At 69.8% G+C, this 23,372-nt stretch carries 19 protein-coding genes; 15 read left to right on the top strand and 4 right to left on the bottom strand.

Annotated elements, in window-relative coordinates:
• Positions 1–59: 59 nt before the first annotated feature.
• From O7553_RS21400 to O7553_RS21380, 5 genes are all read left to right on the top strand, one after another.
• The gene (locus tag O7553_RS21400) at positions 60–962 is read left to right on the top strand and encodes a nucleoside hydrolase (RefSeq protein WP_281551469.1); all 903 of its coding nucleotides are present in this window, start codon (positions 60–62) and stop codon (positions 960–962) included.
• A gap of 23 nt (positions 963–985) precedes the next feature.
• Positions 986–3,226, top strand: a complete 2,241-nt coding sequence (locus O7553_RS21395) for a glycoside hydrolase N-terminal domain-containing protein (RefSeq protein WP_281551468.1) — start codon at positions 986–988, stop codon at positions 3,224–3,226.
• A 3-nt stretch (positions 3,227–3,229) separates the two neighbouring features.
• The gene (locus O7553_RS21390) at positions 3,230–4,300 is read left to right on the top strand and encodes an iron chelate uptake ABC transporter family permease subunit (protein ID WP_281551467.1); all 1,071 of its coding nucleotides are present in this window, start codon (positions 3,230–3,232) and stop codon (positions 4,298–4,300) included.
• Positions 4,297–5,352 (top strand): iron chelate uptake ABC transporter family permease subunit, encoded by a 1,056-nt coding sequence (locus O7553_RS21385; protein ID WP_281551466.1) that lies wholly within the window; start codon positions 4,297–4,299, stop codon positions 5,350–5,352. Before O7553_RS21390 ends, O7553_RS21385 begins: the two co-directional genes overlap by 4 nt.
• A gap of 74 nt (positions 5,353–5,426) precedes the next feature.
• Positions 5,427–6,461, top strand: coding sequence for an iron-siderophore ABC transporter substrate-binding protein (locus tag O7553_RS21380; protein WP_281551465.1), 1,035 nt, complete (start codon positions 5,427–5,429; stop codon positions 6,459–6,461).
• A 55-nt stretch (positions 6,462–6,516) separates the two neighbouring features.
• Here the strand turns inward: O7553_RS21380 and O7553_RS21375 are convergent, their stop codons facing one another.
• On the bottom strand, positions 6,517–7,899 hold the full coding sequence (locus tag O7553_RS21375; protein WP_281551464.1) for a PQQ-binding-like beta-propeller repeat protein: 1,383 nt from the start codon (positions 7,897–7,899) through the stop codon (positions 6,517–6,519).
• Between the two features lie 74 nt (positions 7,900–7,973).
• Between O7553_RS21375 and O7553_RS21370 the strand changes: the two genes are divergently transcribed.
• The 3 genes from O7553_RS21370 (at position 7,974) to O7553_RS21360 (ending at position 9,432) form a co-directional block, all read left to right on the top strand.
• On the top strand, positions 7,974–8,666 hold the full coding sequence (locus tag O7553_RS21370) for an ElyC/SanA/YdcF family protein (RefSeq protein ID WP_281551463.1): 693 nt from the start codon (positions 7,974–7,976) through the stop codon (positions 8,664–8,666).
• 78 nt (positions 8,667–8,744) lie between these two features.
• A complete protein-coding gene (locus O7553_RS21365) occupies positions 8,745–9,206 on the top strand; it encodes a helix-turn-helix domain-containing protein (RefSeq protein WP_281551462.1) in 462 nt (153 codons plus the stop codon).
• Positions 9,193–9,432, top strand: coding sequence for a hypothetical protein (locus O7553_RS21360; protein WP_281551461.1), 240 nt, complete (start codon positions 9,193–9,195; stop codon positions 9,430–9,432). The genes O7553_RS21365 and O7553_RS21360 overlap by 14 nt, the downstream gene beginning before the upstream one ends.
• A 46-nt stretch (positions 9,433–9,478) precedes the next feature.
• Here the strand turns inward: O7553_RS21360 and O7553_RS21355 are convergent, their stop codons facing one another.
• Positions 9,479–10,471, bottom strand: a complete 993-nt coding sequence (locus tag O7553_RS21355) for an acetylxylan esterase (protein ID WP_281551460.1) — start codon at positions 10,469–10,471, stop codon at positions 9,479–9,481.
• A gap of 38 nt (positions 10,472–10,509) precedes the next feature.
• Positions 10,510–11,583: a LacI family DNA-binding transcriptional regulator gene (locus tag O7553_RS21350; protein WP_281551459.1), complete on the bottom strand. Its 1,074-nt coding sequence runs from the start codon at positions 11,581–11,583 to the stop codon at positions 10,510–10,512.
• A gap of 297 nt (positions 11,584–11,880) precedes the next feature.
• Between O7553_RS21350 and O7553_RS21345 the strand changes: the two genes are divergently transcribed.
• Both O7553_RS21345 and O7553_RS21340 read left to right on the top strand, forming a co-directional pair.
• Positions 11,881–12,873 carry an ABC transporter permease subunit gene (locus O7553_RS21345; RefSeq protein ID WP_281551458.1) on the top strand — a complete coding sequence of 331 codons (993 nt, stop codon included), beginning with the start codon at positions 11,881–11,883 and terminating at the stop codon, positions 12,871–12,873.
• A complete protein-coding gene (locus O7553_RS21340) occupies positions 12,870–13,796 on the top strand; it encodes a carbohydrate ABC transporter permease (protein ID WP_281551457.1) in 927 nt (308 codons plus the stop codon). Before O7553_RS21345 ends, O7553_RS21340 begins: the two co-directional genes overlap by 4 nt.
• A gap of 71 nt (positions 13,797–13,867) precedes the next feature.
• On the opposite strand, the gene O7553_RS21335 is transcribed toward O7553_RS21340, so the two are convergent.
• On the bottom strand, positions 13,868–15,100 hold the full coding sequence (locus O7553_RS21335) for an IS110 family transposase (protein WP_281551456.1): 1,233 nt from the start codon (positions 15,098–15,100) through the stop codon (positions 13,868–13,870).
• A 257-nt stretch (positions 15,101–15,357) separates the two neighbouring features.
• On the opposite strand from O7553_RS21335, the gene O7553_RS21330 reads away from it, so the two are divergent.
• The 5 genes from O7553_RS21330 to O7553_RS21310 all read left to right on the top strand — a co-directional run bounded on the left by O7553_RS21330 (position 15,358) and on the right by O7553_RS21310 (position 23,317).
• The gene (locus O7553_RS21330) at positions 15,358–17,007 is read left to right on the top strand and encodes an extracellular solute-binding protein (protein ID WP_281551455.1); all 1,650 of its coding nucleotides are present in this window, start codon (positions 15,358–15,360) and stop codon (positions 17,005–17,007) included.
• A gap of 79 nt (positions 17,008–17,086) precedes the next feature.
• The gene (locus O7553_RS21325) at positions 17,087–18,643 is read left to right on the top strand and encodes a xylan 1,4-beta-xylosidase (protein WP_281551454.1); all 1,557 of its coding nucleotides are present in this window, start codon (positions 17,087–17,089) and stop codon (positions 18,641–18,643) included.
• On the top strand, positions 18,636–19,325 hold the full coding sequence (locus O7553_RS21320; RefSeq protein WP_281551453.1) for a hypothetical protein: 690 nt from the start codon (positions 18,636–18,638) through the stop codon (positions 19,323–19,325). The genes O7553_RS21325 and O7553_RS21320 overlap by 8 nt, the downstream gene beginning before the upstream one ends.
• Positions 19,322–21,358: a beta-galactosidase gene (locus O7553_RS21315; protein WP_281551452.1), complete on the top strand. Its 2,037-nt coding sequence runs from the start codon at positions 19,322–19,324 to the stop codon at positions 21,356–21,358. The genes O7553_RS21320 and O7553_RS21315 overlap by 4 nt, the downstream gene beginning before the upstream one ends.
• A 249-nt stretch (positions 21,359–21,607) precedes the next feature.
• Complete coding sequence (locus O7553_RS21310; protein WP_281551451.1) at positions 21,608–23,317, top strand: FAD-binding oxidoreductase; 1,710 nt, start codon at positions 21,608–21,610, stop codon at positions 23,315–23,317.
• Positions 23,318–23,372: the final 55 nt, after the last annotated feature.

The following is a 23,372-nucleotide window of genomic DNA, read 5'->3' as shown; positions in this document are numbered from 1 at the left end:
GTCCACAACGGCTACCCGACACAGTTACGGTTCGGGCCGCCGGCTGACACTATGTCCAGATGGACTCTCGGCGACATCCACTCACCGTGCCGCGGTCCAAGCGGATCCGGCTGGTGGTCGACAGCGACGCGCGCAATGAGGCCGACGACCAGTACGCGATCGTGCACGCACTGCTCACCCCCCGGTTCGACGTGCGCGGGCTGGTCGGCGCGCACTTCGGCGTCCGAAACGGCCTGGACACCGCTGCCGCCAGCGTCGCCGAGATCCACCACCTGCTGGAGCTGATGCGACTGCCGGCTCCGCCGCCGGTGGCCGCTGGGGTCAGCCGTCCGCTGCGGGACGCGGTCGGCGGAGCACCCGGGGTCGACCTGATCGTCGCCGAAGCCATGCGCGACGATCCACTGCCGCTGTTCGTGGCCTTTCTCGGGCCGCTGACCGATCTCGCCGCCGCGCTGCGGGTCGAGCCGAGGATTGCCGGGCGGTTGACCGCCGTCTGGATCGGCGGTGGCCCGTACCCGGACGGTGGTGCCGAGTTCAACCTGGGTAACGACGTCGACGCCGCCAACGAGGTGTTCGACTCCGAGGTGGAGCTGTGGCAGATCCCCAACGCGGCGTACGGCATGATGCGGGTCGGTCTCAGCGAACTCGCGGTCCGGGTGGCGCCGCGTGGGCCGGTCGGTGCGTACCTGTTCCGGCAACTCGTCGAATTCAACGACGCGATGGGTGACAATGCGAACTGGCCGGCAGGGGAGTCGTGGGTCCTCGGCGACTCCCCTGCCGTCGGGGTGCTGCTGGACGAGCACTGGATGGATCACCGCCAGATTCCGGCACCGATCGTCCGGCCCGATCTGAGCTATCAGCACCGGCAGGACCGCTCGCGGACGATTCGGGTCTACCACCGCGTGGACTCCCGGTTCGTGCTGGAGGACCTGTACGCGAAGCTGACCCTCGCGTACGGCTGAAGACGTTGGCTAAGGTCGATCCGATGCACCGGATCGACGACACGGCGCCAGCGGCGCGCTGGGAAGACGCGTTCCTCACCGGCAACGGCGAGTACGGGCTGATGGTGTACGGCGACCCGACCGCCGAACGGATCGTGGTCGACCATCACCGGTTCGTGCTGCCCAACGGCACCCGCGGCCTGCGGCCACCGGAGCTGGCGGGGGTCATCGAGCAGGTCCGGGACCTGATCCTGGCCGGCCGACGGACCGAGGCCGGTCGGCTGCTCGCCGCCGGCCGGCAGCTGGAGTGGACCCAGTCGTTCCACCCCGGCTACGCGCTGACCGTCGACGACCTGACCGTCGACGCGCCGGCTGGCCGGGCCGCCGAGCCGGCGCCGCTGCCCGCCGACTACCTGCGTACCACTGACTTCACCACCGGTGAGATCACCGTGCGGTGGGCCGGCGGCGGAACCCGGCAAGCCTTCGTCTCCCGCGCGGACCGGGTCGCCGTGGTCCGGCTGGCTGCCGGCCCATGCCTGCTCGGCGCGACCGGCGACCTGCCCGGCCGGCCGGCCGACGTCAGCTACGACATCACCGCCTACCGGCGCGACGGGTACGCGTTCCTGCGGGTCCGGGGCAGCTATCCGGCCGGCCTCGGGGCGTACGGCTTCGAAGGACTGACCCTGGTGACCGGCGACACCGAGATCCTCGGCGACCGGATCCTGATCGGCGGGGACGCGCTGGCGCTGACCGTGCTGGACCGCTACGACGCGCCGGGCTGGGGCACCGGGGTGCTGCACGCGCGGCTCGCCGGGCTGGCCGATCAGCAGCCGGGCGCCGACTACCAGCGGCTGCTGGTTCGGCACGTCGCCCTGCACCGGCCGATGTACCAGCGGGTCGAGCTGCGGTTGCGGGTCGACGAGGCCGACCGGCGCCGTCCGGTCGGTGAGCTGCTCGACGCCCAGCGCGCCGACGACCAGCGACTGTCACCGGCGCTGCTGGAACGGCTGTTCCACGCCGGCCGGTACCTGCTGATCAGCTCCAGCGGGGCGCTGCCGCCCCGGCTGACCGGGCTCTGGCTCGGCTCCTGGGACGCCGCCTGGGCCGGCGACTTCACCACCGACGCCAACCTGAATTTGCAGTTGTCCGGGGCGAACATCGGCGCGCTGCCGGAGGTGACCGCTGCGCACCGACGGTTGATCGCCGGCCAGGTCGACGACTGGCGACGCAACGCGCGGGCGGTGTACGGCGGCCGAGGCCTGCTCGCGCCGGGGCGCACCGACGGCGAACACGGGCACCTGTTCCACTTCTGCGACGAGTGGCCCTGGCCGGCCTGGCTGCCCGGCGCGCACTGGCTGCTGTACCCGCTGTGGGAGCACCACCTGGTCACCGGGGAGCCGCTGGGGGAGGTGGCCGGTTGGCTGGTCGAGGCGGCCGAGTTCTTCGAGGATTTTCTGACCCGGGTCGACGACGACGGCCGGTACATGATCGTGCCGTCGTTCTCCGCCGAGACCGGGCCGCCCGACGAGCACGACGAGCCGGTCTACCCGGCGGTGAACGCCACCATGGACATCGCCGCCGCCCGGCACGCGATGCGGGTCGCGGGCGGGTTGACCGGTGCGCCCCGGTGGGCCGATCTGGCCGCGCGGCTGCCCGGATACCTGGTGGACGAGCGGGGCGCGCTGGCCGAGTGGGCGTGGCCCGGATACCGCGCCGACGACGACCACCGGCACATCAGCCACCTCTACCCGGTCTGGCCGCTGCACGAGATCACCCCGGACGGCACCCCGGAGCTGGCCCGCGCGGCCCACCGGGCACTGGCGGTACGCGGCGACGAGAACCTGTCCGCGCACGGCAGCCTGCACCGTGCGCTGGTCGCCGCCCGGCTGCGCGACGCCGACCGGGCCGCCGCCAACCTGCGGAAGATCATCTGCGCGGACATGTTCTTCCGGTCGTTGATGAGCGCCCACAACCCGGGTCTGCAGACGTACAACGCCGACGCCGTGCACACGCTGCCCGGCGTCCTGATCGAGATGCTGGTCGATTCGCGCCCCGGGTCGCTGCACCTGCTGCCGGCCTGGCCGGGCGAGCTGCCCGGCGGCACCCTGCGCGGGGTTACCTGCCGGGGCCGGATCACCGTCGAGGAGCTGACCTGGGACGCCACGACGCTGCGGGTCCGGCTCCGCTCGGCGCTCAGCCAACAGGTGGCAGTACGCAGCCCGTACGGTGCGAGGGCGGTGGACCTGCCCGCCGATGAGCCGGTGGAGCTTTCCCTGCATACTTAGGCGATGCTTACCTCACTTCGGGCCGGTCGGGGTGAGCGTGTCGGACGGGATGTTACCCAAAGTGGTCGTAGCTTTACGACACGTCGGCGGCTTGGTGGGCTGCTCGTTGCCGTACTGCTGCTGGCCCTGACCGTCTTCGCCAGCCTCGCCCTCGGATCCCGCGACATCGCGCTGCCGGTGGTGGTCGAGGCGCTGGTCGACCGCGACCCGGCGGTCAACGACCACGTGGTCATCTGGGACCTGCGGCTGCCCCGGACCGTGATCGGACTGCTCGCCGGTCTGGCACTCGGACTTTCCGGCGGGCTCATGCAGGGACTGACCCGGAACCCGATCGCCGACCCTGGGCTGCTCGGCATCAACGCCGGAGCCTCGCTCGCCGTCGTCGTCGCGATCACCTGGCTCGGCATCGGCACCACCGCCGGCTACATCTGGTTCGCGTTCGGCGGCGCGACCCTCGCTGCGCTGCTCGTCTACGGCATCGGGTCGATGGGCGGCGACGGCGCGACTCCGGTGAAACTCGCCATCGCCGGCTCGGCGCTCACCGCCGTGCTCACCTCGCTGATCACCCTGGTGCTGCTGACCAACCTGCAGACCCTGGAACGCTACCGGTTCTGGCAGGTCGGCTCGCTGGTCGGGCGGGACCTCGACACCGCCCGTACGGTGCTGCTGTTCATCGCCGTCGGCACCCTGCTGGCGCTGGTCTCCGGCCGGGTGCTCAACGCGCTCAGCCTCGGCGACGACGTCGCCCACGGGCTCGGCCAGCACGTGGTTCGGGACCGGGCGGTCATCATGACCGCGACCGTGTTGCTCTGCGGCTCGGCGACGGCGCTCACCGGACCGATCGTCTTCGTCGGGCTGGTCGTGCCGCACGCCGCCCGCTGGGTGACCGGGCCGGACTACCGGTGGATCCTCGCGTACAGCGCGGTGCTCGGTGCCGCTTTGCTGATCGCGGCCGACGTGCTCGGCCGGCTGGTCGCCCCGCCCGGTGAGGTCGAGGCCGGCCTGGTCGTCGCCTTCCTCGGCGCACCGGTGCTGATCGCCCTGGTCCGCCGCTCCCGATTGGCCAGCGTGTGACCGCCGGTCTCGGGCTTCCCGCGCTGGGCCGGCTGCGGCGTCGCCAACGCCGCCGGACCACCGTCGTGCTGGCCGGGTTGGTCGGGGTCGTCGCCGTCTTCGCCCTGCTCAGCCTCGGTCTCGGTGCCTACCGGATCTCGGTGGACGGGGTATTCCGCACGCTGATCGGGCAGGGCGACGGCCGCGACGACTTCATCATCCTCAGCCTGCGGCTGCCCCGACTGGTCGCCGGGATTCTGGCCGGTGCCGCGTTCGGCCTGGCCGGTGGCATCTTCCAGACCCTGCTGCGCAACCCGCTGGCCAGCCCGGACATCATCGGCGTCACTGGCGGGGCCAGCGCCGCCGCGGTGTTCGCGCTGGTCATGCTGGGCGCCGGCAGCCTCGGCGTGTCGGTCGCCGCGTTCGTCGGTGCGGCCGGTACGGCGACCGCCGTCTACCTGCTCTCCTGGCGGGGCGGGCTGACCGGGTACCGGTTCGTGCTGGTCGGCATCGCCGCCGCGTTCATGGCGCACGGTGTCCTCGGCTACCTGCTGACCCGGGGGGAGGTACGCGAGGCGCAGATGGCATTGTCGTGGATGGTCGGCAGCCTGGGCAGCGCCCGTTGGCCGGAGATCGCCGTCCTGGCGACGTTGCTCGGCGTGCTGACCCCGGCGCTGTTGGCGTTGCGTCCGGCGCTCGGGCTGCTGCAGTTCGGCGACGACACCGCAACCGGCCTGGGGGTGCGGCTGGAGCGCAGCCGGATCAGTCTGCTGGCGATCGCGGTGGCCCTCGCCGCGGTGGCGACCGCGGTGACCGGGCCGATCGCGTTCGTGGCGTTCGTCGCCATGCCGATCGCCCGGCGGATGATGCGTTCCGGCGCCCCGGTGCTGCTGCCCGCCGCTCTGGTCGGAGTGGTGGTGGTGACCGGGGCGGACCTGGTCGCCCAGCACCTGCTGCCCGGCAACATCAAGACCCCGGTCGGCATCGTCACCGCGGTGATCGGCGGGCCGTACCTGCTGTGGTTGCTCGCCACCGCCGGCCGGAATCACGGCTCGGTAACCAGGATTACATAGGCTAGCCAAACCTAACTTAGCCGTGGTTGCATGTGCTGACCTTCGCGGACGACCCCGCGCTCGTAGGAGAGACAGTGATCAGCAGAGAACTCAGCCGCGTCCTTTTCGCCGCTCCGCTTGCCCTCGCCATCGGCCTGACCGCGTGCGGTTCCGGCGACGACTCCAGCGCCGATGACCCCGCGACCGGTGGCAGCTCGGCCGGTTTCCCGGTGACCATCGAGCACGCCCTCGGTGAGACCACTATCGAGGACACTCCGACCCGGGTGGTCGCCTGGGGATGGGGCAGCGCCGACGCCGCCATCGCGCTCGACGTGGTGCCGGTGGCCATCCCGTTCCAGAGCTACGGCGGTGACGCCAACGGCGTACTGCCGTGGATCGCCGAGAAGCTCGACGAGACCGGCGCCGAGGTGCCCACCGTACTGCCGGACGCCCAGGATCCGCCGTTCGACGAGATCGCCGCAGCCGACCCGGACCTGATCCTCGCCGTCTACTCCGGCATCGACCAGGAACAGTACGACCTGCTCAGTCAAATCGCGCCGACGGTCGCCTACCCGGGCGAGGCGTGGGCCACCCCGTGGCGTGACCTGGTCACCACCGTCGGCACCGCGCTCGGCAAGAGCGACGAAGCACAGGCGCTTCTGGACGACATCGACGCGCGGGTCGCCAACAAGGCTGAGGAGAACCCGCAACTGGCCGGCAAGAGCGTCGCCATGGTCTGGGACTCCGCCGGCACCTTCTACGTCTACAAGGAGGCCGACCCGCGGGTCGAGTTCGCCCTCGACCTCGGGATGACCGGCGCGCCCAGCGTCAACGACCTCGGCACCGACGAGTCGACGTTCTACTTCACCATGAGCTACGAGCAACTCGACCAGCTCACCTCGGACGTGCTGGTGTCGTTCGCCACCACTCAGGAGGAACAGGACGCGTTCCTGTCCTCGCAGGCCGCCCAGACCATGCCGCAGATCCGGTCCGGGGCGGTCGCCTCGCTGGTCGGTGCCGAGTTCATCGCCTCGGTGTCGCCGCCCACCGCGTTGTCGGTCACCTGGGGCCTCGACGAGTACGTCGCCGCACTCGCCGAAGCCGCCGACAAGGTCGACGCCGCTTCCTGAACGGCTACCCGGCCCGGGTCGGTTCGCCTGACCCGGGCCGGCCCGGCCCCCCGGGTCAGAGCTCGTAGTGCCAGATGCTGATCGCGTCGGCACCCAGCCGGCAGACGATCGTGCCGCGGTCGCCGACACAGCCGCCGACCGGTCCGGGAACGCTACCGACCATGCGTACCGTCTCCGGACCGGCCGGCGCCAGTACCGCAAGCCACGCCGGTCCGGTCTCGGTCAGCTGCCGGTAGCCGACGAACGTCGCGTCGCCGCGCCCCTCCAACTCAATCTCCCAGGCGCTCAACGGCAGCAGGGTCCGCCCGGTCCGCGGGTCGATGATCCGCCCGCTGCCCGAACCTGCCTCGGCGCTGGCATCCGCCACCGCCACCGACGCGGGATACCCGCGACCGTCGCCGTCCGCTGCGGCGCCGGACCCGCCGTCGGCCGAGACGCTGTACGCCACCAGGTAGCTGTCGAAGTCGACCACCAGGTCAGCCGGCACCCGCCACACCGTCCGGCCGGTCAACGGGTCGACCGCCTCGATCCGGGTGTCGTCCGGGAAGCAGATCAGCTCGCCGCACCCGGTGATCCGGCCCGGTCCGTACCGCACCGGCCGGTGCCACAGCTGCCGCAACGTCGCCGGGTCGTAGCCGGTGACCCCCAGCTCACCGCCGCGCCACTGGCGCAGCAGCAGCGTGCCGGCCATGGTGTCCGGCCGGGACACCTCACCCAGATCGGCGGTACGCAGCATCGTGCCGTCGCGCCCGTCGCGTACCTGGGCCCGGCCGTCGGTGCCGACCAGCAGCGCCTGCCCGGCGGTCCCGGCCAGCACCTCGGTCGGCACGGACAGGTCGGCCCGCCACAGCTCGTCGCCGGTCGCCACGTCGACCGCACGCAGCGTCGACGAGGTGGCGCCGGCGTCGTCCGGCTCGTCGATCAGCGCGGTACGCCCGTCGTCGGTCAGCACCAGCCCGTCCGGTGCCACCCACCGGGTCTGCCCGGTCTGCGCGTCCAGGATGACCGTCGAGCCGGTGCCGGGACCGGACCTCGGGTCGACCAGCACCACGTCACCGGTCCGGCGCACCTGGCGCAGCCGCCAACTCGCCGAGTCGAACGGTACCGTCCACCGCAGCGCGCCGTCCGGTACGCCGTACGCGGACAACTGCCAGGTGGTCGCCGCGCCCTGCGCGGCAGCCGAGGTGACCAGCAGCCGGTCCCCGGCGAGCACGATGTCCCGGGCCTTCACCTGATGGCTGGCGACCTGGACGAGCAGCGGGCCGCTGGGCGGGGCCGCGCCGGACAGGCCGGCCAGCAGCGCCAGGCCGGCGACGGCGGCGAGCGGACGGGCCCGGCCGGCGGCCAGCCGTACCCGTCGTGGTGTCCGCCACCAGCGTCCGGCCGGTGCCTGCGGCGGCGCCTCGGGGTGGCTGGCCAGACCCAGCTCGATGACCATGTGCTCCACACTCTTCCCTGTCGCGGCCGGTGTCCAGCGGCGGGCGCGACGTGCCCGTCGACCATAATTACGGCATGGACGACGCCCCGGCTCATCCGACCCGTCGAACCAGGTGGCTGCGCCGCAAACTGGTTGTCTGCGCGGCGGCGGCGGTCACGGTCGCGCTGCTGGTCACCGGCAGCGGCTACTGGGTCCGCGCGTCGGCGGCCGAGCATGTCTACGAGCTGGCCGACGTGCCGGCCGCTCCGGTCGCCCTGGTGCTCGGGGCGCAGGTCCGGCCGGACGGCACGCCGTCGGAGTTCCTGGCCGGTCGGCTGGAGGTGGCCCGGCGGCTGGTCGAAGCCGACCGGGTCCGGGCGGTGCTGGTCTCCGGCGACCATCGGGAGTGGGACTACGACGAGCCGGGCGCGATGCGGCGCTGGCTGATCGATCGTGGCGTGCCGGCGGACCGGATCGTGCAGGACCACGCCGGTCTGGACACCTACGACTCGTGCCTGCGGGCGCGCCGCGTCTTCGGCGTGGAGCAGGCGATCGTGGTGACGCAGAGCTTCCACATCGAGCGGGCGGTCACGGTCTGCCGGCGGGTCGGCGTGGACGCGGTCGGCGTCGGTGACGATTCGGTACGCCGCTTCGAGCGGGCCTGGCGCTGGGGTGCGTTCCGGGAACGGTTTGCCTCGGTCAAGGCCGCGTACGACGTGCTGGTGGGCCGGGATCCGGCGCTGCCCGGCCCACCCGAGACCAGCCTCGACGACGCCCTGCGCGACTAACGGCATATATGTCGGTTTTGGGTTGCACTTCTTGCGCTTTCGCGCGATGCTGATGGTCTGAGAGCGTAGAGGAGGGCCATGAACGGGGATGCGATTGTGCCCGGTCTGGACGAGCGCGCGGAGCTGGCGCGACTTGCTGATCTGCTCGAGACGGCCGAGGGACGTGAGCTGGCGCTGGTTCGCGACGGCATCGAGACGGAGCTTCCCGGGTCGATGCGCGAGGTATTCGCGCGTCTGGTGCAGGTGCTTGCCTCTGGGAGGGGCGTGGCAATTGTGCCGGTCGACCAGGAGTTGACCACAAGAGAAGCGGCTGAGCTGCTCGGTGTGTCCCGGCCGACTCTCATCAAGCTGCTGGACGATGGGGAGATCCCCTATTCCAGACCCAACTCCTCCCGGCGGATTCCGCTAGGTGGTCTGCTCGCTTACAAGCAACAGCGGAGCCACGCGCGACGCCAACTGCTAGCCGAGATGACTGCGGATGCGGTGGATTCCGGGATGTACGGCACTCCGGCAAACTCTGACGAGCGTGACGTCGCGTAGCGTGCCGCTCACCGCTATCCTGGATGCCAACGTCCTCATCCCCATTGCTCTGTGTAATCTGTTACTCCGGCTCGCGGAGGAAGAGCTCTACGTCCCGCGTTGGTCGAACCTGATCCTCGATGAGGTGCGCCGGAACCTGCCGATGCAGCCGTCGGACGCGGTCGAGCGCCGAATTGTCTTCATGAACGCCGCATTCGGCGATGCAATGGTACGGGATTTCGACTAGCTGGCAGAGGTTCGAGTGGAACTGTTGCTCCGGTCCGGTGACGGTTTCAGTGGAACAGTTCGTGCAGCCAGCGCAACTGTCTGCGGACCTGCTCCGACTCACCGCCTTCGTGGCCGTTGAACGGATACGGGTGAATCTCCCGAGCCGGTGGCTCCAAACGCCCGTTTCCGGCGCCGTACTGGTTGTACGCGGCGAAAACCGTGCTCGGTGGGCAGGTGGTGTCGCGCAGCCCGATACCGAAATGCGCCGGAGCCACCGCGGTGCGGGCGAACGACACTCCATCGAAGTAGGACAGGGTGCGGCGTACCGCCGGCTCGGCGTCGCGGTGCACGGCGAGGTACCGGGCGATGTCGCCGTACGGCTCGTTGTCGGTGATCTCGATCGCCCGCTGCCAGTGGCAGCCGAACGGCGCGGTGCAGATCAGCGCGGCCAGGTCGTCGACCAGGCCGGCGACCGCCAGGGCGAGCCCGCCGCCCTGGCTGTTGCCGGCCGCGACCACCCGGGACGGATCGACGCCGGGCAGCGCACGCACCGCAGCCACCGCGCGGACCGCGTCGGTGATCAGCCGGCGGTAGTAGTAGTCGGCCGGGTCGAGGATCCCCCGGGTCACCGGCCCGGGGCCGCCGGCCGTGGCGGGGTGCGGATCCGGGGTGTCCCCGCCGTTGCCGTACTGGTCGCCCTGGCCGCGGGTGTCCATCAACAGGTGCGCGTAGCCGGCGACCGGCCAGATCAGCCGTTCATGCGGCAGGCCCCGGCCCCGCCCGTAGCCGAGATACTCGACGACCGCCGGCAGCGGCCTGTCCACCCCGGCCGGGCGGGTGTACCAGGCGTTGACCGGGTCGCCGCCGAACCCGCGCAACGTCACCTGCCAGGTGTCCAGTAGGCGCAGGTCCGTTGGCTCCAAGCGGACGTCGATCAGCACCTCACGGCTGGCGGCATCGTCCAGGGTCGACTTCCAGAACATCGCGAAGTCGGCTGGTTCGACCACAGATGGGTTGTACGTCGCAAGTTGCGGCAACGGCAGATCAAACGAGGGCATTGAATCTCCCAGGAGACAGATGCACGGTGGACAAATGCTCAGGCAGGCGGTGGCGGGGCGGTACTCTCCCGGATCACCAACTCGGTGACCAGGTCGATGCGGCTGGTCGACAACTCGGCACCGCGGGCCAGGTCCAGCAACATCTGCGCGGCGGTGCCGGCCATGTCGCGCAGCGGCTGGTTGACGGTGGTCAGCGCGGGCACCGTCCAGGCGGCGACCGGCACATTGTCGTACCCGATCACCGACAGGTCGTGTGGGACATCCAGGCCGAGTTGGCGGGCTGCCCGGAGCACGCCCAGCGCCTGCATGTCGGATCCGGCGAAGATCGCGGTCGGCCGGTCCGGGCGGTCCAGCAGTGCCATCCCGTGGGCGAAGCCGGCGTCGACGTAGAAGTCGCCGTGCCGGACAAGGTCGGCCGCGACCGGCAGGCCGGCCTCGTCGTGGGCCGACCGGAATCCGGCGGTACGGGCCTGAGCGCACAGTACGTCCCGTGGCCCGGAGATGATGGCGATCCGTCGATGCCCGAGCTGCAGCAGGTGCCGGGTGGCGATCAGCCCGCCGTTCCAGTTGTTGGATCCGACGGTCGGCACTGACGCCGACGTGGCGCTGTCGGTGTCGATCACCACGAAGGGAATGAGCTGGCGGGCGAGTAGTTCCTGCTGCCGCTCGGTGAGGTGGCACAGGACGAAGAGCACGCCGAGCGGGCGCCGGACCACCGCGCCGTCGAGCCAGTCCTCCGACGGGCTGTGCCGGCCGCCGAGCTGGGTCAGGTTGAGACCGATGCCGGCGGCGCTGGCGATGGTCTCCACCCCGTGGATGATTTCCATCGCCCAGAGTGAGTCGAACTCGTGGAAGACCAGGTCGATCTGGTCGTGCCGGATCGGCGGGCGTCGGGCCCGCCGCCGGTACTGGTGCCGGGCCAGGCTGGCCTCCACCCGGGCCCGGGTCTGCGGCGCCACGTCTGCCTTACCATTGAGAACCTTGGATACGGTGGTGATCGAGACGCCGACCTCGTCGGCGATGGTGGAGATGGTCGTCGGAGACGGCGGGTCGGTGGTCGGGACGGGTGTGGGAGTCGACGGTGCTGGGGGCAGCGGCGGCGCTTCTGTCATGCGTACCTCACGTAAGGTAACCGAAACTTCCGGTGCTGAACCTGCTGGTAACCCGGGGTCAGTGTGTGTCAGGGGTGGCGATGAGTAGGGCTTTGGTGACATCTGGGCGTCGTCAAGCGCACTCTATGCAGTTGAAGGTTCGGTTCAGTGACCCTTGACACACCATGCCGGGGAGTTTAGGTTCCCCGCAAGGTAACGCACATATTTCCGAAAGTTTCGAGGAATGTGTCCCGCGGGGCGTTCCCTGCTGCCGGCAGGGGGCCGGTGGCGGGCCGGACGTGAGGGGTGGCAACTGGGATGAGCACACCCAGCACGGTCGATGCGTCGCCGCAGGCGCAGGTGCCCTTGCCGCCGGTCGGCGACCTACCGCGACGCGGCCGGAGTCGGACCCGTACCTGGCGGCGGGCGCTGCGCCGCGACTGGCAGCTCTACTCACTGGTCGTCCTGCCGCTGGTCTTCTTCCTGATCTTCCGCTATCTGCCGATGCTGGGAAACGTCATCGCGTTCCGCCGGTTCCAGCCCGGCGGCAGCGTCTTCGGTGAGTACTGGGTCGGCCTGCGCTACGTCCGGATGTTCCTCGCCGACCCCACGTTCTGGCAGGTCTTCACCAACACCCTGATCCTCGGCACGCTCACCCTGGTCGTGGTGTTTCCACTGCCGATCGTGCTGGCCCTGCTGCTCAACGAGGTCCGCGCCCGCCGGGTGAAGCGGTTCGTCCAGTCGGTGTCCTACCTGCCGCACTTCCTGTCGATCGTGATCGTCGCGGCGATGGTGATGCAGATCCTCTCGGTCGACGGCACGGTCAACTCGATCATCCGGGCGTTCGGCGGTGACGCGATCCCGTTCCTGCAGCAGCCGGGCTGGTTCCGCACCATCTACGTCTCCTCCGAGGTGTGGCAGACCGTCGGCTGGGGGACGATCCTCTACCTGGCCGCCCTCACGACGATCGACGAGGACCTCTACGAGGCGGCCCGGATCGACGGGGCGAACCGGTGGCGGCAGACCTGGCACGTGACGCTGCCCGGCATCCGGCCCACCATGATCACCCTGCTGATCCTCAACATCGGCACCTTCATGGCGGTCGGCTTCGAGAAGATCCTGCTGCTGTACAACCCGCTGACCTACCCCACCGCCGACGTCATATCGACGTACCTCTACCGGATGGGTGTCGTTTCCAGCAACTTCAGCTACGCCGCCGCCATCGGCCTGTTCGAGGCGCTGATCGGGCTGACCCTGGTGCTGTCCGCCAACCTGATCGCCCGTCGCACGGTGGGGACAAGCCTGTGGTGACCGTCGACGCCTCCCGCAAGCTGTTCCAACCGACCCGACGCCGCCCCCGACGGCCCGACGACACCCGCGGCTACCAGATCTTCCGGGCGGTCAACGGCATCATCCTGACCGGCGTCGTGATCGTCACGCTCTACCCGTTCGCCAACATCGTCGCCCGATCGCTCAGCGACGAGGGCTACATCCGATCCGGCCAGGTCAACATCATCCCGCGCGGGTTCAACCTGGACACCTACCGGTTGGTGATGTCCGACTCGATGTTCTGGACCAACTACCGTAACACCATCGTCTACACGGTCACCGCCACCGTCATCTCAATCGTGCTAACCACCTGCTACGCCTACGTCCTGTCCAAAAAGGATCTGAAGGGTCGGGGCGCGCTGGTCGGTATCGCCGTCTTCACCATGTTCTTCTCCGGTGGCCTGATCCCCAACTACGTGCTGATCACCAGCCTCGGGCTGAAGAACAGCATCTGGGCGATCGTGCTGCCGAACGCGATCAACGTGTTCAACCTGCTGGTCATGAAGGCCTTCTTCGAAAGCCTGCCAACCGAGTTGGAGGAAGCTGCCGCCGTCGACGGGCTCAACACGTACGGCATCCTCTGGCGCATCGTCATCCCGCTGTCAAAGGCGATCATCGCCACGATGGTGCTCTTCTATGCGGTCTCGTTCTGGAACTCGTGGTTCACCGCGTTCCTCTACATGGACCGCTCCGAACTCTTTCCGGTGACCGTCTACCTGCGCAATCTGATCGCCGGGGCAACCACCGCGACCTCCACCGGAAGCAGCAGCGACAGCCTCGCCCAGGCAGCCGCGAACATCCAGGCCGTCACCATCATCCTGACCGTACTACCGATCATCATGGTCTATCCATTCATTCAGCGTTACTTCGTGTCGGGCATCATGCTCGGCGCGGTCAAGGGGTAGCGCTGCGGACAGGTCCGCCCCATTCGACTGAATGCCTTCCGCACACGAAAGACATCCCAGGAGCTTGAATGTCAAGCAGCAGCCTTGCTGAGGTGATGCGACCACGCGGTCGCCTCGTCGTAGACGGTGCCGGTCTTCAGGCATCCGTGCAGGATGCCGACGAGCCGGTTGGCGAGTTGGCGCAGCGCGGCGTTGTAGCTGGCGCCGCGGGCACGTTGCCGGTCGTAGTAGGCGCGGGCACCCGGCGAGGCCTTCAACGCGGAGAACGCCTGGGTCATCAGGGCGTCGATGAGCCGGTCGTTGTGGACGAACCGGGCCGCGACGGTCCTCTTCTTCCCGGACGCGCGGGTGATCGGGCTGGTCGCGGCGTAGTTCTTCCGGGCCTTCGCGGTGGCGTAGCGGTCGTGGTCGTCACCGAACTCGGCGAGCACCCGGGCGCCGAGGACGGCACCCAGTCCGGGCTGGGACAGGATGATCTCAGCGTCCGGGTGCCGGCCAAAATGGTCCTCCACCTGCCCTTGCAGGGCCTTGACCTGCTCGTTGAGAGTGACCAGCAGGGCGACCAGGGCGCGCACCGACGCGGCGTAGGCGGTGGTGACCACGGCCGGCTGGCCGAGGTGCTCGGCACGCAGCACCGCCTGGATCGACGCGGCCTTGGCCGCGACGTCACGGCGCCGGGCCCGTTTGAGAGCGGCGCTGATCTGGCTGATACTCAGCCGGGCGGCGCTGGCCGGATCAGGGGCCTTCGCGAGGAGTTGCAGGGTGTCAGCGGCGTCGAGGTCCTCGAACGCCTCCAACGCCGCAGGGAAGTACTCCCGCAGCGCGTGCCGCAGCCGCTGCACAGCACGGGTGCGTTCCCAGATCAGCGTCTTGTGCATCCGGGTGACGACCTTGACCGCCTCGGCGTCCGCCGAGTCTCCGGCCATCGGGCTCAGTTGGTGCGAGTCGGTGCGCACCATGTCGGCCAGCATGTGCGCGTCGGCGGCGTCGCTCTTGGCCCGGGACACCGCCAGACGTTCCCGGTAGCGGGCCGCCTGCAACGGGTTGACCGGGTACACCGTGTACCCGGCGGCGACCAGCGCCTGCACCCACGGGCCCCGATCGGTCTCGATACCGATCTTCACCTGAGCAGCAGCAGCGTCGGCGTCGATGTCGTCGCCGAGCGCCGTGCCGATCATCGCGTGGAGCCTGGTGATGCCGGCGATGCCCTCGGGCAGCCTCGCCTTGGCCAGCCTGCGGCCGGAGGCGTCCATGAGCTCGACGTCGTGGTGGTCCTCCGCCCAGTCATCTCCTATGAACAGCAACGTCTCTCCCGCCTATTGAGTCGATCACCGCTGGTAGCCAGGAGGAGAACCATCAGCGACCTAATGAAGCAGTGCTCACGCCGCGACCGGGCGGGCACGACATCCCATCAGCGATCAACTCTCCACACCGACCAGCCGGGGCACGATCTTTCGTCAGGACTCGACGTCCAGGAACCCGGAGTGCTCACCGGCTGGCGGCTACCTACCCACCAGGAGTTTGCCGGATGGCTCACTCCCAGAACTCATTAGGAAGTCCTATGTTCCAACGATCTCGGCACCGCCACGCAGCGGTCGCCGCCGGCGTCCTTGCCCTCACACTCGGTATCGCCGCCTGTGGCAGCGACGGCGACACCGAGACAGCGGACCTGGACGGCAACAGGGTCGGAGCCATGGAGAGCTACGGCCTCGGTGACCAGTTCACCGCCACCGAGGCGCTGAGCTTCTCGCTGCTCTACAACAACCACCCCAACTATCAGATCGACAAGGAGTGGATGTTCTGGGACGAACTGACCGAGCGCACCAACGTGTCGCTCGAAACGGTCGAGGTGCCGCTGAGCGACTACGAGCAGAAGCGAGGCCTGCTGATCGGCGCCGGCGACGCGCCGTTCATCATCCCGAAGACCTACCCCGGCCAGGAATCGGCGTACGTCTCCAGCGGAGCGATCCTGCCGATCAGCGACTACGTCGACCTGATGCCGCACTTCCAGGACAAGGTCGCCAAGTGGAACCTGCAGGGTGACATCGACTCGCTGCGCCAGCAGGACGGCAAGTACTACCTGCTGCCCGGTCTGCACGAGGACGTCTGGACCGACTACACCATCGCCGTACGCACCGACATCCTCGCCGAGCTCGGCCTCGAGGAGCCGGCCACCTGGGACGAGTTCCGGGACATGCTGCGGGCGATGAAGGCCGCGTACCCGGAGGTCTACCCGATGTCGGACCGGTGGAGCATCCCCACCCCGCTGGGCGCGCTGCAGAACATCATCGGCCCGTCGTACGGCTACGACACGATGGGCGGCTGGGGTTACCAGAACGCCTCGTTCAACCGGCAGGCCCAGGAGTTCGTCTTCACCGGCACGATGCCGGAGTACAAGGAGATGGTGGAGTTCCTGCACTCGCTGGTCGCCGAGGGTCTCTTCGACCCGGAGAGCCTGACCCAGGACGACGACACCGCGATCCAGAAGCTCGCCACCGGCAAGTCGTTCGTCATCAGCACCAATGCGCAGACCCTGGTCAACGACTACCGGCCGGCGCTGGCACAGAACAACCCGAACGCCACCATCGCCAAGATCACCCGGCCGGACAGCCCGGTCGGCTCGGTCAAGGCCGGCTCCCGCCTGGAGAACGGAATCATGATCTCCAGCAAGGCGCGGGAGAGCGAGAACTTCGTCGCGATGATGCAGTTCATCGACTGGCTCTGGTACTCCGACGAAGGCCAGGAGTTCGCCAAGTGGGGAGTCGAAGGCGTCACCTACACCAAGGACGCCGCCGACAAGTGGGTCCTCGACTCCGACATCGACTTCATCGGAATCAACCCCGACGCCAGCAAGCACCTGCAGAAGGACTTCGGCTTCAGCAACGGGGTGTTCGCCTACGGCGGCACCACCGAACTGCTGCAGTCGACCTTCTCCGAAGAGGAGCTGAAGTTCCAGGAGGCGATGGGGCAGAAGGAGACCCTGCCGGTCTCGCCGCCGAGGCCGTTCAGCGGGGAGGAGCGCGAGCAGGCCACCCTGTGGGAGACCCCGTTGAAGGACTACGTCCAGCAGCAGACCCTGCAGTTCATCCTCGGCCAGCGTGACCTGTCCGAATGGGACGCCTACGTCGCCGAGGTCGAGGGCAAGAACGCCCAGCAGTACATCGACCTGGTCAACGGGGCGTACCAGCGATACCAGGAAGAGCACGGCTGACCACCTGGGGGGTGCCGGTCGCGTCCGTGGCAGGGACGTGACCGGCACAGCCGGCACCATCATGAGGAGCGGAGCAGAGATGACCCGGATCGCCGTACCGCAGCAGGGCACCGGCACCCTGCCAGACGCCTGGCGGGCCTGCGTCGGCACCGGCCGGCTCGACCTCGCGCTGCGCAGCGACTACCAGGAGTCCCTGGCGCTGGTCCAACGGGAGATCGGCTTCCGCTACATCCGGGGGCACGGGCTGCTCAGCGACGGCGTCGGCATCCACCGACCGTACGAACACGCCGGCCGACGCGGCGTGCACCACTCGTTCACCTACGCCGACCAGATCGTCGACACCTACCTCGACCTCGGCATCGCCCCCTTCATCGAGCTCGGCTTCATGCCCGGAGCACTCGCCTCCGGCGACCAGACCGTCTTCTGGTGGCGCGGCAACGTCACCCCGCCCCGCTGCGAGTCCGAGTGGGCCGACCTGGTCCGGGCCACGATCGGCAACCTCGTCGACCGGTACGGCCTGGCGCAGGTCCGCAGCTGGCCGATCGAGGTGTGGAACGAACCCAACCTGGACATCTTCTGGCAAGGCGCCGACCAGGCCGCCTACCACCGGCTGTACGAGGTGACCGCGCACGCCGTCAAGGAGGTCGACGCCGACCTGCAGGTCGGCGGGCCGGCGATCTCACCCGGTGCTGACGAGTGGCTGGTGCCGTTCGCCGAGTACGTCACCGACCGCGATGTGCCGATCGACTTCGTCAGCCGGCACGCGTACACCTCGGGGCCGGCCCAGCACGTGCCGTTCGGCACCTACCAGACCCTGATGCCCGCCGGCCACCTGCTGGAACAGTTCGCCAGCCCGCGTAAACACCTGGCCGGCACCGCCCTGGCCGACCTGCCGGTGCACATCACCGAGTTCAACTCCTCCTACCGGCCGGACAACCCGGTCCACGACACCGCGTTCCACGCCGCCTACCTGGCCCCGGTCGTCGCGGCCGGCGGCGACCTGGTCGACTCGTTCTCCTACTGGACGTTCAGCGACGTCTTCGAGGAGGTCGGCATCCCGGCCGCGATCTTCCACGGCGGCTTCGGTCTGCTCACCCATAGGCAGATCAGAAAACCCACCTACCACCTGTACGCGTTCATGGCCCGGATGGGCCGTCAGGTGCTCGCCCGGGGCGCCGACCACCTGATCACCCGCGACGACGACACCGGCCGGGTCACCGTGCTGGCCTGGGCGCCGGTCGACGTCACCGACGTCACCGACGTCACCGACGTCACCGACGTCACGGCGGCACCGGACCGGCACACCGTCGACCTGTCTGTCCCGATCACCGCACCAGCCGGCTCGGTGTTCCTGCTGCGCTCGTCGGTCAGCGACGACGCCGGCAACGCCTGGCGGGCCTGGTGCGAGCTCGGCCGCCCCCGCTCACCCCGGCCGGCGCAGCTCGACGCGCTGCGTACCGCCGCCGAACCGGCCCGCACCCACCGCTCGCTGCCGGTCGTCGACGGCCGGGTCGACGTCGACCTGACCCTGACCCGGCACGAGGTCACCCTGGTCGAGATCACCCCGGTGGTCGACGAGGCGCCGCCGTGGTGCGACGATCGGCGGCTGCTCGGGCAGGGCGGCCGCGATGAGTGACCTCGGCGCCGCGCAGCGGCAGTTCGGCACCGGCCCGCTGTCGCGGGTCGCGGCGATAGTCTACCGGCTGACCGTCGTCGAGCTGCTGCTGCTCGCCGGCGTACTGCCCGGTCTGGTGCCCGCGCTGCTGCTGGCCCGGGACTCCAGCAACATTGCGCTCTACGCCGTCTGCGCCATCCCGGTCGGCCCGGCGCTGTCCGCCGGCCTGTACGCCATCGCCCGGCACCGTCCCGACATCACCGACCTGAACCCGGCCGTCGACTTCCGGCGCGGCTACCGGGCCAACCTCGGCGGGGTGCTGCGGATCTGGCTGCCGCTGCTGGCCGGGCTGACCATCGTCGCAGTCAACCTGGCCTACTTCGACGCGGCCGGGGTGCCGCGCTGGTGGGCGGCGCTGCTGGTCCTCGTCGCGGTCGCGGCGACCGTCTGGGGTGGCATCGCGCTGGTGATCACCTCGCTGTTCGCGTTCCGCGCCCGCGACGTGGCCCGGCTCGCCGCGCACTTCCTGACCCGTACGCCCGGCACCTCCCTCGGAGTGCTGGCGCTCGGGGTCGTGGCGGCCGGGATCACCGCATACACCTCGGAAGCGGTGCTGGCGCTGGCCGGCTCGGTGCTGGCGTTGCTGCTGCTGCGCACCAGCCGATCGATGATCACGGCGATCGAGAAGGAGTTCACCAGGTGACGCTGCCCGACGTCGCGAAGATCCCGTACGGCGGGGACTACAACCCGGAGCAGTGGCCCGAGGACGTCTGGAAGGACGACTACCGGCTGTTCGACGCGGCCCGGATCGACACCGTCACGGTCGGCGTCTTCACCTGGGGGCTGACCCAGCCCGGTCCCGGTGTCTACGACTTCTCCACCCTGGACCGCATCGTCGAGCGGGCGGTCACCGAGGGCCGGCAGATCTGCCTGGCCACCGGCACCGGAGCGCATCCGGCCTGGATAGCCCGTGCCCATCCCGACGTCACCCGCGTCGACTTCGAGGGCCGCCGGCACCGGTTCGGCCAACGGCACAACTCCTGCCCCAGCTCACCGACGTACCGCCGACTCGCCACGGAGCTGGCCCGGCGGGTCGCGCATCGCTACGCGCGCACCCCCGGCCTGGTCGCCTGGCACGTCAACAACGAGTACGGCGGTGCCTGCTACTGCGAGCTGTGCGCCGCCAACTTCCGGCTCTGGCTGCGTGAGCGGTACGGCAGCCTCGACGCGCTCAACGCCGCCTGGTACACCACCTTCTGGTCGCACACCTTCACCGAGTGGGGGCAGATCGAGCCGCCGTCGGCGTTGACCGAACACTGGCGCGGGCCCGACCACACCGCGTTCCAGGGCATCACCCTCGACTATTTGCGGTTCATGTCGGACGCGATGCTGGCGAACTTCGTCGACGAGAAGGCGGCGATCCGCGAGTCCAGCCCGGACACCCCGGTGACCACCAACTTCATGGGCATGTACCGGCCGATCGACTACCACCGGTGGGCCGAGCATCTCGACTTCGCCTCCTGGGACAACTACCCACCCGACGACCGGTCGGCGGCCCGGATGGCGTTCACCCACGATCTGATCCGCGGGTTGAAAGGCGGCCAGCCGTTCTGGCTGATGGAGCAGACGCCGAGCGTCACCGCCTGCCGCGACGTCAACCCGCTGAAGCGGCCCGGCGTCATGCGGCTGTGGAGCTGGCAGGCGGTGGCGCACGGCGCCGACGCGGTGCTGTTCTTCCAGATGCGCGCCGGCCGGGGGGCCAGCGAGAAGTACCACGGGGCGGTCATCGGCCACGCCGGCCGATCCGACACCCGGGTCTTCACCGAGGCCGCTGAGCTGGGTGCGGAGCTGGCGCAGGTCGGCGGCGTGACGCTCGGTGCCCGCACCCCGGCCCGGGTGGCGGTGCTTTTCGACTGGGACAGCTGGTGGGCGTTGGAGATTTCCGACGGTCCGTCCCGGCTGGTCCGCTACCAGCAGGTGGTGCTCGCCTATCACCGGGCACTGTGGGACGCGGGGGTGGACGTCGACGTGGCGCCGGTGACCGCCGAGCTGACCGGCTACGACGTCGTGGTGGCCCCGGCTCTGCACATGGTCAAAGACGATCTCGCCGCCCGCCTGGAGGTGGTCGCCCAGCGGGGTGGCACCGTGCTGGCAACGTATCTCTCCGGGCGGGTCGACGAGAACGATCAGGCGTTCCTGGCCGATGTGCCGGGGCCGCTGGCCCAACTGATGGGGATCCGGATCGACGAATGGGACGCCCGGGAGGCCGACGTGGTCAACCCGGTCACCCTGGCGGCGGACGGTGCCCGGTCGGTCGTCTCCGCCGCCACGCTGCTGTTCGAGCTGGTCATCCCGCAGGGCGCCGAGGTGATCGGCACCTACCAGGCCGACTTCTACGCCGGCACGCCGGCGGTCACCCGCAACCGGTTCGGCGCCGGCGAGGGGTGGTACGTCGCCGCCGGGCTCGACCTGGCGGGGGTTTCCTGGGTGGTACGCCGAATCCTGGACCGGCACGGACTGCTCGGCCCGTACGCACACGTGCCGGACCTGGAGTCGGCGGTACGGGTCGCGCCGGACGGCACCCGGATCCGGTTCCTGCTCAACCACGGCGAGGAGCAAGTGGAGCTGCCGGCCTGTGCCGCCGGGGTCGACCTGCTGACCGGGGAACGGGTCACCGCCGGTGCGCCGCTGCGCCTGGACCGGTACGGCGTACTCGTGCTCCGCGAGGACACCTGACGCCGCGCCGCCGTCCGTCGGGACGTCGTGTCACGCGGCGGGTCGAAGGTGGTGCACCCTATCGCGCCAGCTAGGGTGCACCACCCTCAGCCCGCCGCGCCGACACGATGACCCAGAACCGGTGTACGCCGGATGGGTGACGTGTGCCTGAGGGACCTGAGCGGCGCCTGACCGGTGGCAGGGTCGGTGCGGTGGCCGGGGCGGAACCGACCGGCTGATCCGGACGGTGCCAGCGGGGGAGCACGGACGATGGTGAGCAGACGTACGGCGTTGCGGGCAGGCGCGGTCGCCGGGCTGGTCCCAGCGGTCGGTCTGATCGGGCGACCAGCCACGGCCGTACCGACGCCGGCCGAGGAGCCGACGCGTACCCCGGCCGAACAACCGACGCAGGTCAGGCCCCAGGACCCGGACATCGGGCCCGGCGCTGGCCGGGACGATCGTCCGTGGCGGGATCTGCCGGACCGGCAGTGGGTCGAGCTGCAGGGGCAGCTGTCGGCGGATGCCACCCTGTACCGCCCCGGCGGGGCGAGCTACGAGGCACTCAGCATCCCGTACAACCACCGGTACGCCAACGTGCAACCAGCCGCGATCCTGACACCCGGCACACCCGACGACGTCGCGGTGGCAGTCAGCTGGGCACATGATGTCGGGATGCCGCTGGTGCCCCGGTCCAGCCTCGGCCACAACTACGCCGGCTACTCCACCACGACCGGCCTGCTGATGGTGATGAGCCGGCTGCGGGGGATCGAGGTCACGCCGAACCGTTGGCCGGCACCGCCGCGGCGGTACGGGTCGGTCGAGGTCACCGACGATGCCGGCACCATCACCGTGCAGGCCGGCGTGGTCAACGCCGACCTGCTGCCGATCCTGCGCGACCAGGGTGTCTTCGTCCCCGCCGGACGGTGCCCGACGGTCGGTGTGGCCGGGCTGGTGCTCGGCGGCGGGATCGGCTTCAGCGACAAGATGTTCGGCCTGACCTGTGACCGGCTGGTATCGACCGAGGTGGTGCTGGCCGACGGCACGGTGACGGCCTGCGACGAGACCAACGATCCGGACCTGTTCTGGGCCTGCCGGGGCGGCGCCGGCAACAACTTCGGCGTCAACACCTCGTTCACCTTCCGCTACGTACAGCTGCAGGGTCTGGTGTCGTTCTTTCGGTTCCGCTGGTCGGCGGCCAGCGTCACCCCGGCCATGCTGGCCTTGCAGGACGTCGCGACCGCCTACCGCAGCGATCGGCGCCTGGACTGCCGCATCGGTGCCGGCACCACGCTGGCCGCCGGCGAGCAGCAGGTGTACGCCGACGCGCTCGGCCAGTTCTACGGCACCGTCGACGAGCTGATTGAGATCCTCGAGCCGGTACTGCGCGTCGGGACGCCGGCCGAACGTGAAGCCAACCGGGACGGCGTCCGGGCGGTGTCGCCGGCCGAGGCGAGCGTGTTGCTGTCGGCGAACACCCCGGCGCAGCAGTTCGCGGTCAAGTCGGCGGCGCTGCCCGAGTCGTTGAACCGGCGGCAACTGCAGGCAGTGCTCGACGGCCTGCACCGGTGGCCGGGCAGCCGCAACCCGGACGGGGCCGGGATCGCGTTGTTCTGCCTGGGCGGGCAGGTGAACGAGGTACAGCCGGACGCCACCGCGTTCGTGCACCGCGACGTCACCTTCATCATGGCCGCCGAGGCGACCTGGGCAGACGACGATCCGCCGGAGGTCGCCGTCGCCAACGAACTCTGGCTGACCGAGTTCTTCGACGAGGTGTTCGCCGGCCACCCTCCGGCGGGGGCGTACCAGAACTTCCCGGATCCCCACCTGGCCGACTGGCGACACGCCTACTACGGCGGGAACTACCCGCGGCTGGTCGAGGTCAAGCGCAAGTACGACCCGACCGGCTTCTTCACCTACCCGCAGGGCATCGGGTCCTGCGGCGCCGTCGACGGCTACGCCAACCAGTGGTGTCCCCGCTGACCTCGGACCGGAACCCGACGTGGCCCCGCTGACCGGTACCGGCCAGCGGGGCCAC

The organism is Solwaraspora sp. WMMA2059 (genome assembly GCF_027497315.1).
Lineage (GTDB): Bacteria > Actinomycetota > Actinomycetes > Mycobacteriales > Micromonosporaceae > Micromonospora_E.
The sequence above is the reverse complement of the archived record's forward strand: the minus strand, read 5'-3'. Positions and strand labels throughout refer to the sequence as shown.

Excerpts from the sequence above, each read along its gene's own strand:
- O7553_RS21350 (WP_281551459.1), bottom strand. The coding sequence starts at position 11,583 with ATGACAGAAGCGCCGCCGCTGCCCCCAGCACCGTCGACTCCCACACCC.
- O7553_RS21390 (WP_281551467.1), top strand. The coding sequence starts at position 3,230 with ATGCTTACCTCACTTCGGGCCGGTCGGGGTGAGCGTGTCGGACGGGAT.
- O7553_RS21375 (WP_281551464.1), bottom strand. The coding sequence starts at position 7,899 with ATGGTCATCGAGCTGGGTCTGGCCAGCCACCCCGAGGCGCCGCCGCAG.
- O7553_RS21325 (WP_281551454.1), top strand. The coding sequence starts at position 17,087 with ATGACCCGGATCGCCGTACCGCAGCAGGGCACCGGCACCCTGCCAGAC.
- O7553_RS21370 (WP_281551463.1), top strand. The coding sequence starts at position 7,974 with ATGGACGACGCCCCGGCTCATCCGACCCGTCGAACCAGGTGGCTGCGC.
- O7553_RS21365 (WP_281551462.1), top strand. The coding sequence starts at position 8,745 with ATGAACGGGGATGCGATTGTGCCCGGTCTGGACGAGCGCGCGGAGCTG.
- O7553_RS21400 (WP_281551469.1), top strand. The coding sequence starts at position 60 with ATGGACTCTCGGCGACATCCACTCACCGTGCCGCGGTCCAAGCGGATC.
- O7553_RS21395 (WP_281551468.1), top strand. The coding sequence starts at position 986 with ATGCACCGGATCGACGACACGGCGCCAGCGGCGCGCTGGGAAGACGCG.
- O7553_RS21330 (WP_281551455.1), top strand. The coding sequence starts at position 15,358 with ATGTTCCAACGATCTCGGCACCGCCACGCAGCGGTCGCCGCCGGCGTC.
- O7553_RS21320 (WP_281551453.1), top strand. The coding sequence starts at position 18,636 with ATGAGTGACCTCGGCGCCGCGCAGCGGCAGTTCGGCACCGGCCCGCTG.
- O7553_RS21310 (WP_281551451.1), top strand. The coding sequence starts at position 21,608 with ATGGTGAGCAGACGTACGGCGTTGCGGGCAGGCGCGGTCGCCGGGCTG.
- O7553_RS21345 (WP_281551458.1), top strand. The coding sequence starts at position 11,881 with ATGAGCACACCCAGCACGGTCGATGCGTCGCCGCAGGCGCAGGTGCCC.
- O7553_RS21355 (WP_281551460.1), bottom strand. The coding sequence starts at position 10,471 with ATGCCCTCGTTTGATCTGCCGTTGCCGCAACTTGCGACGTACAACCCA.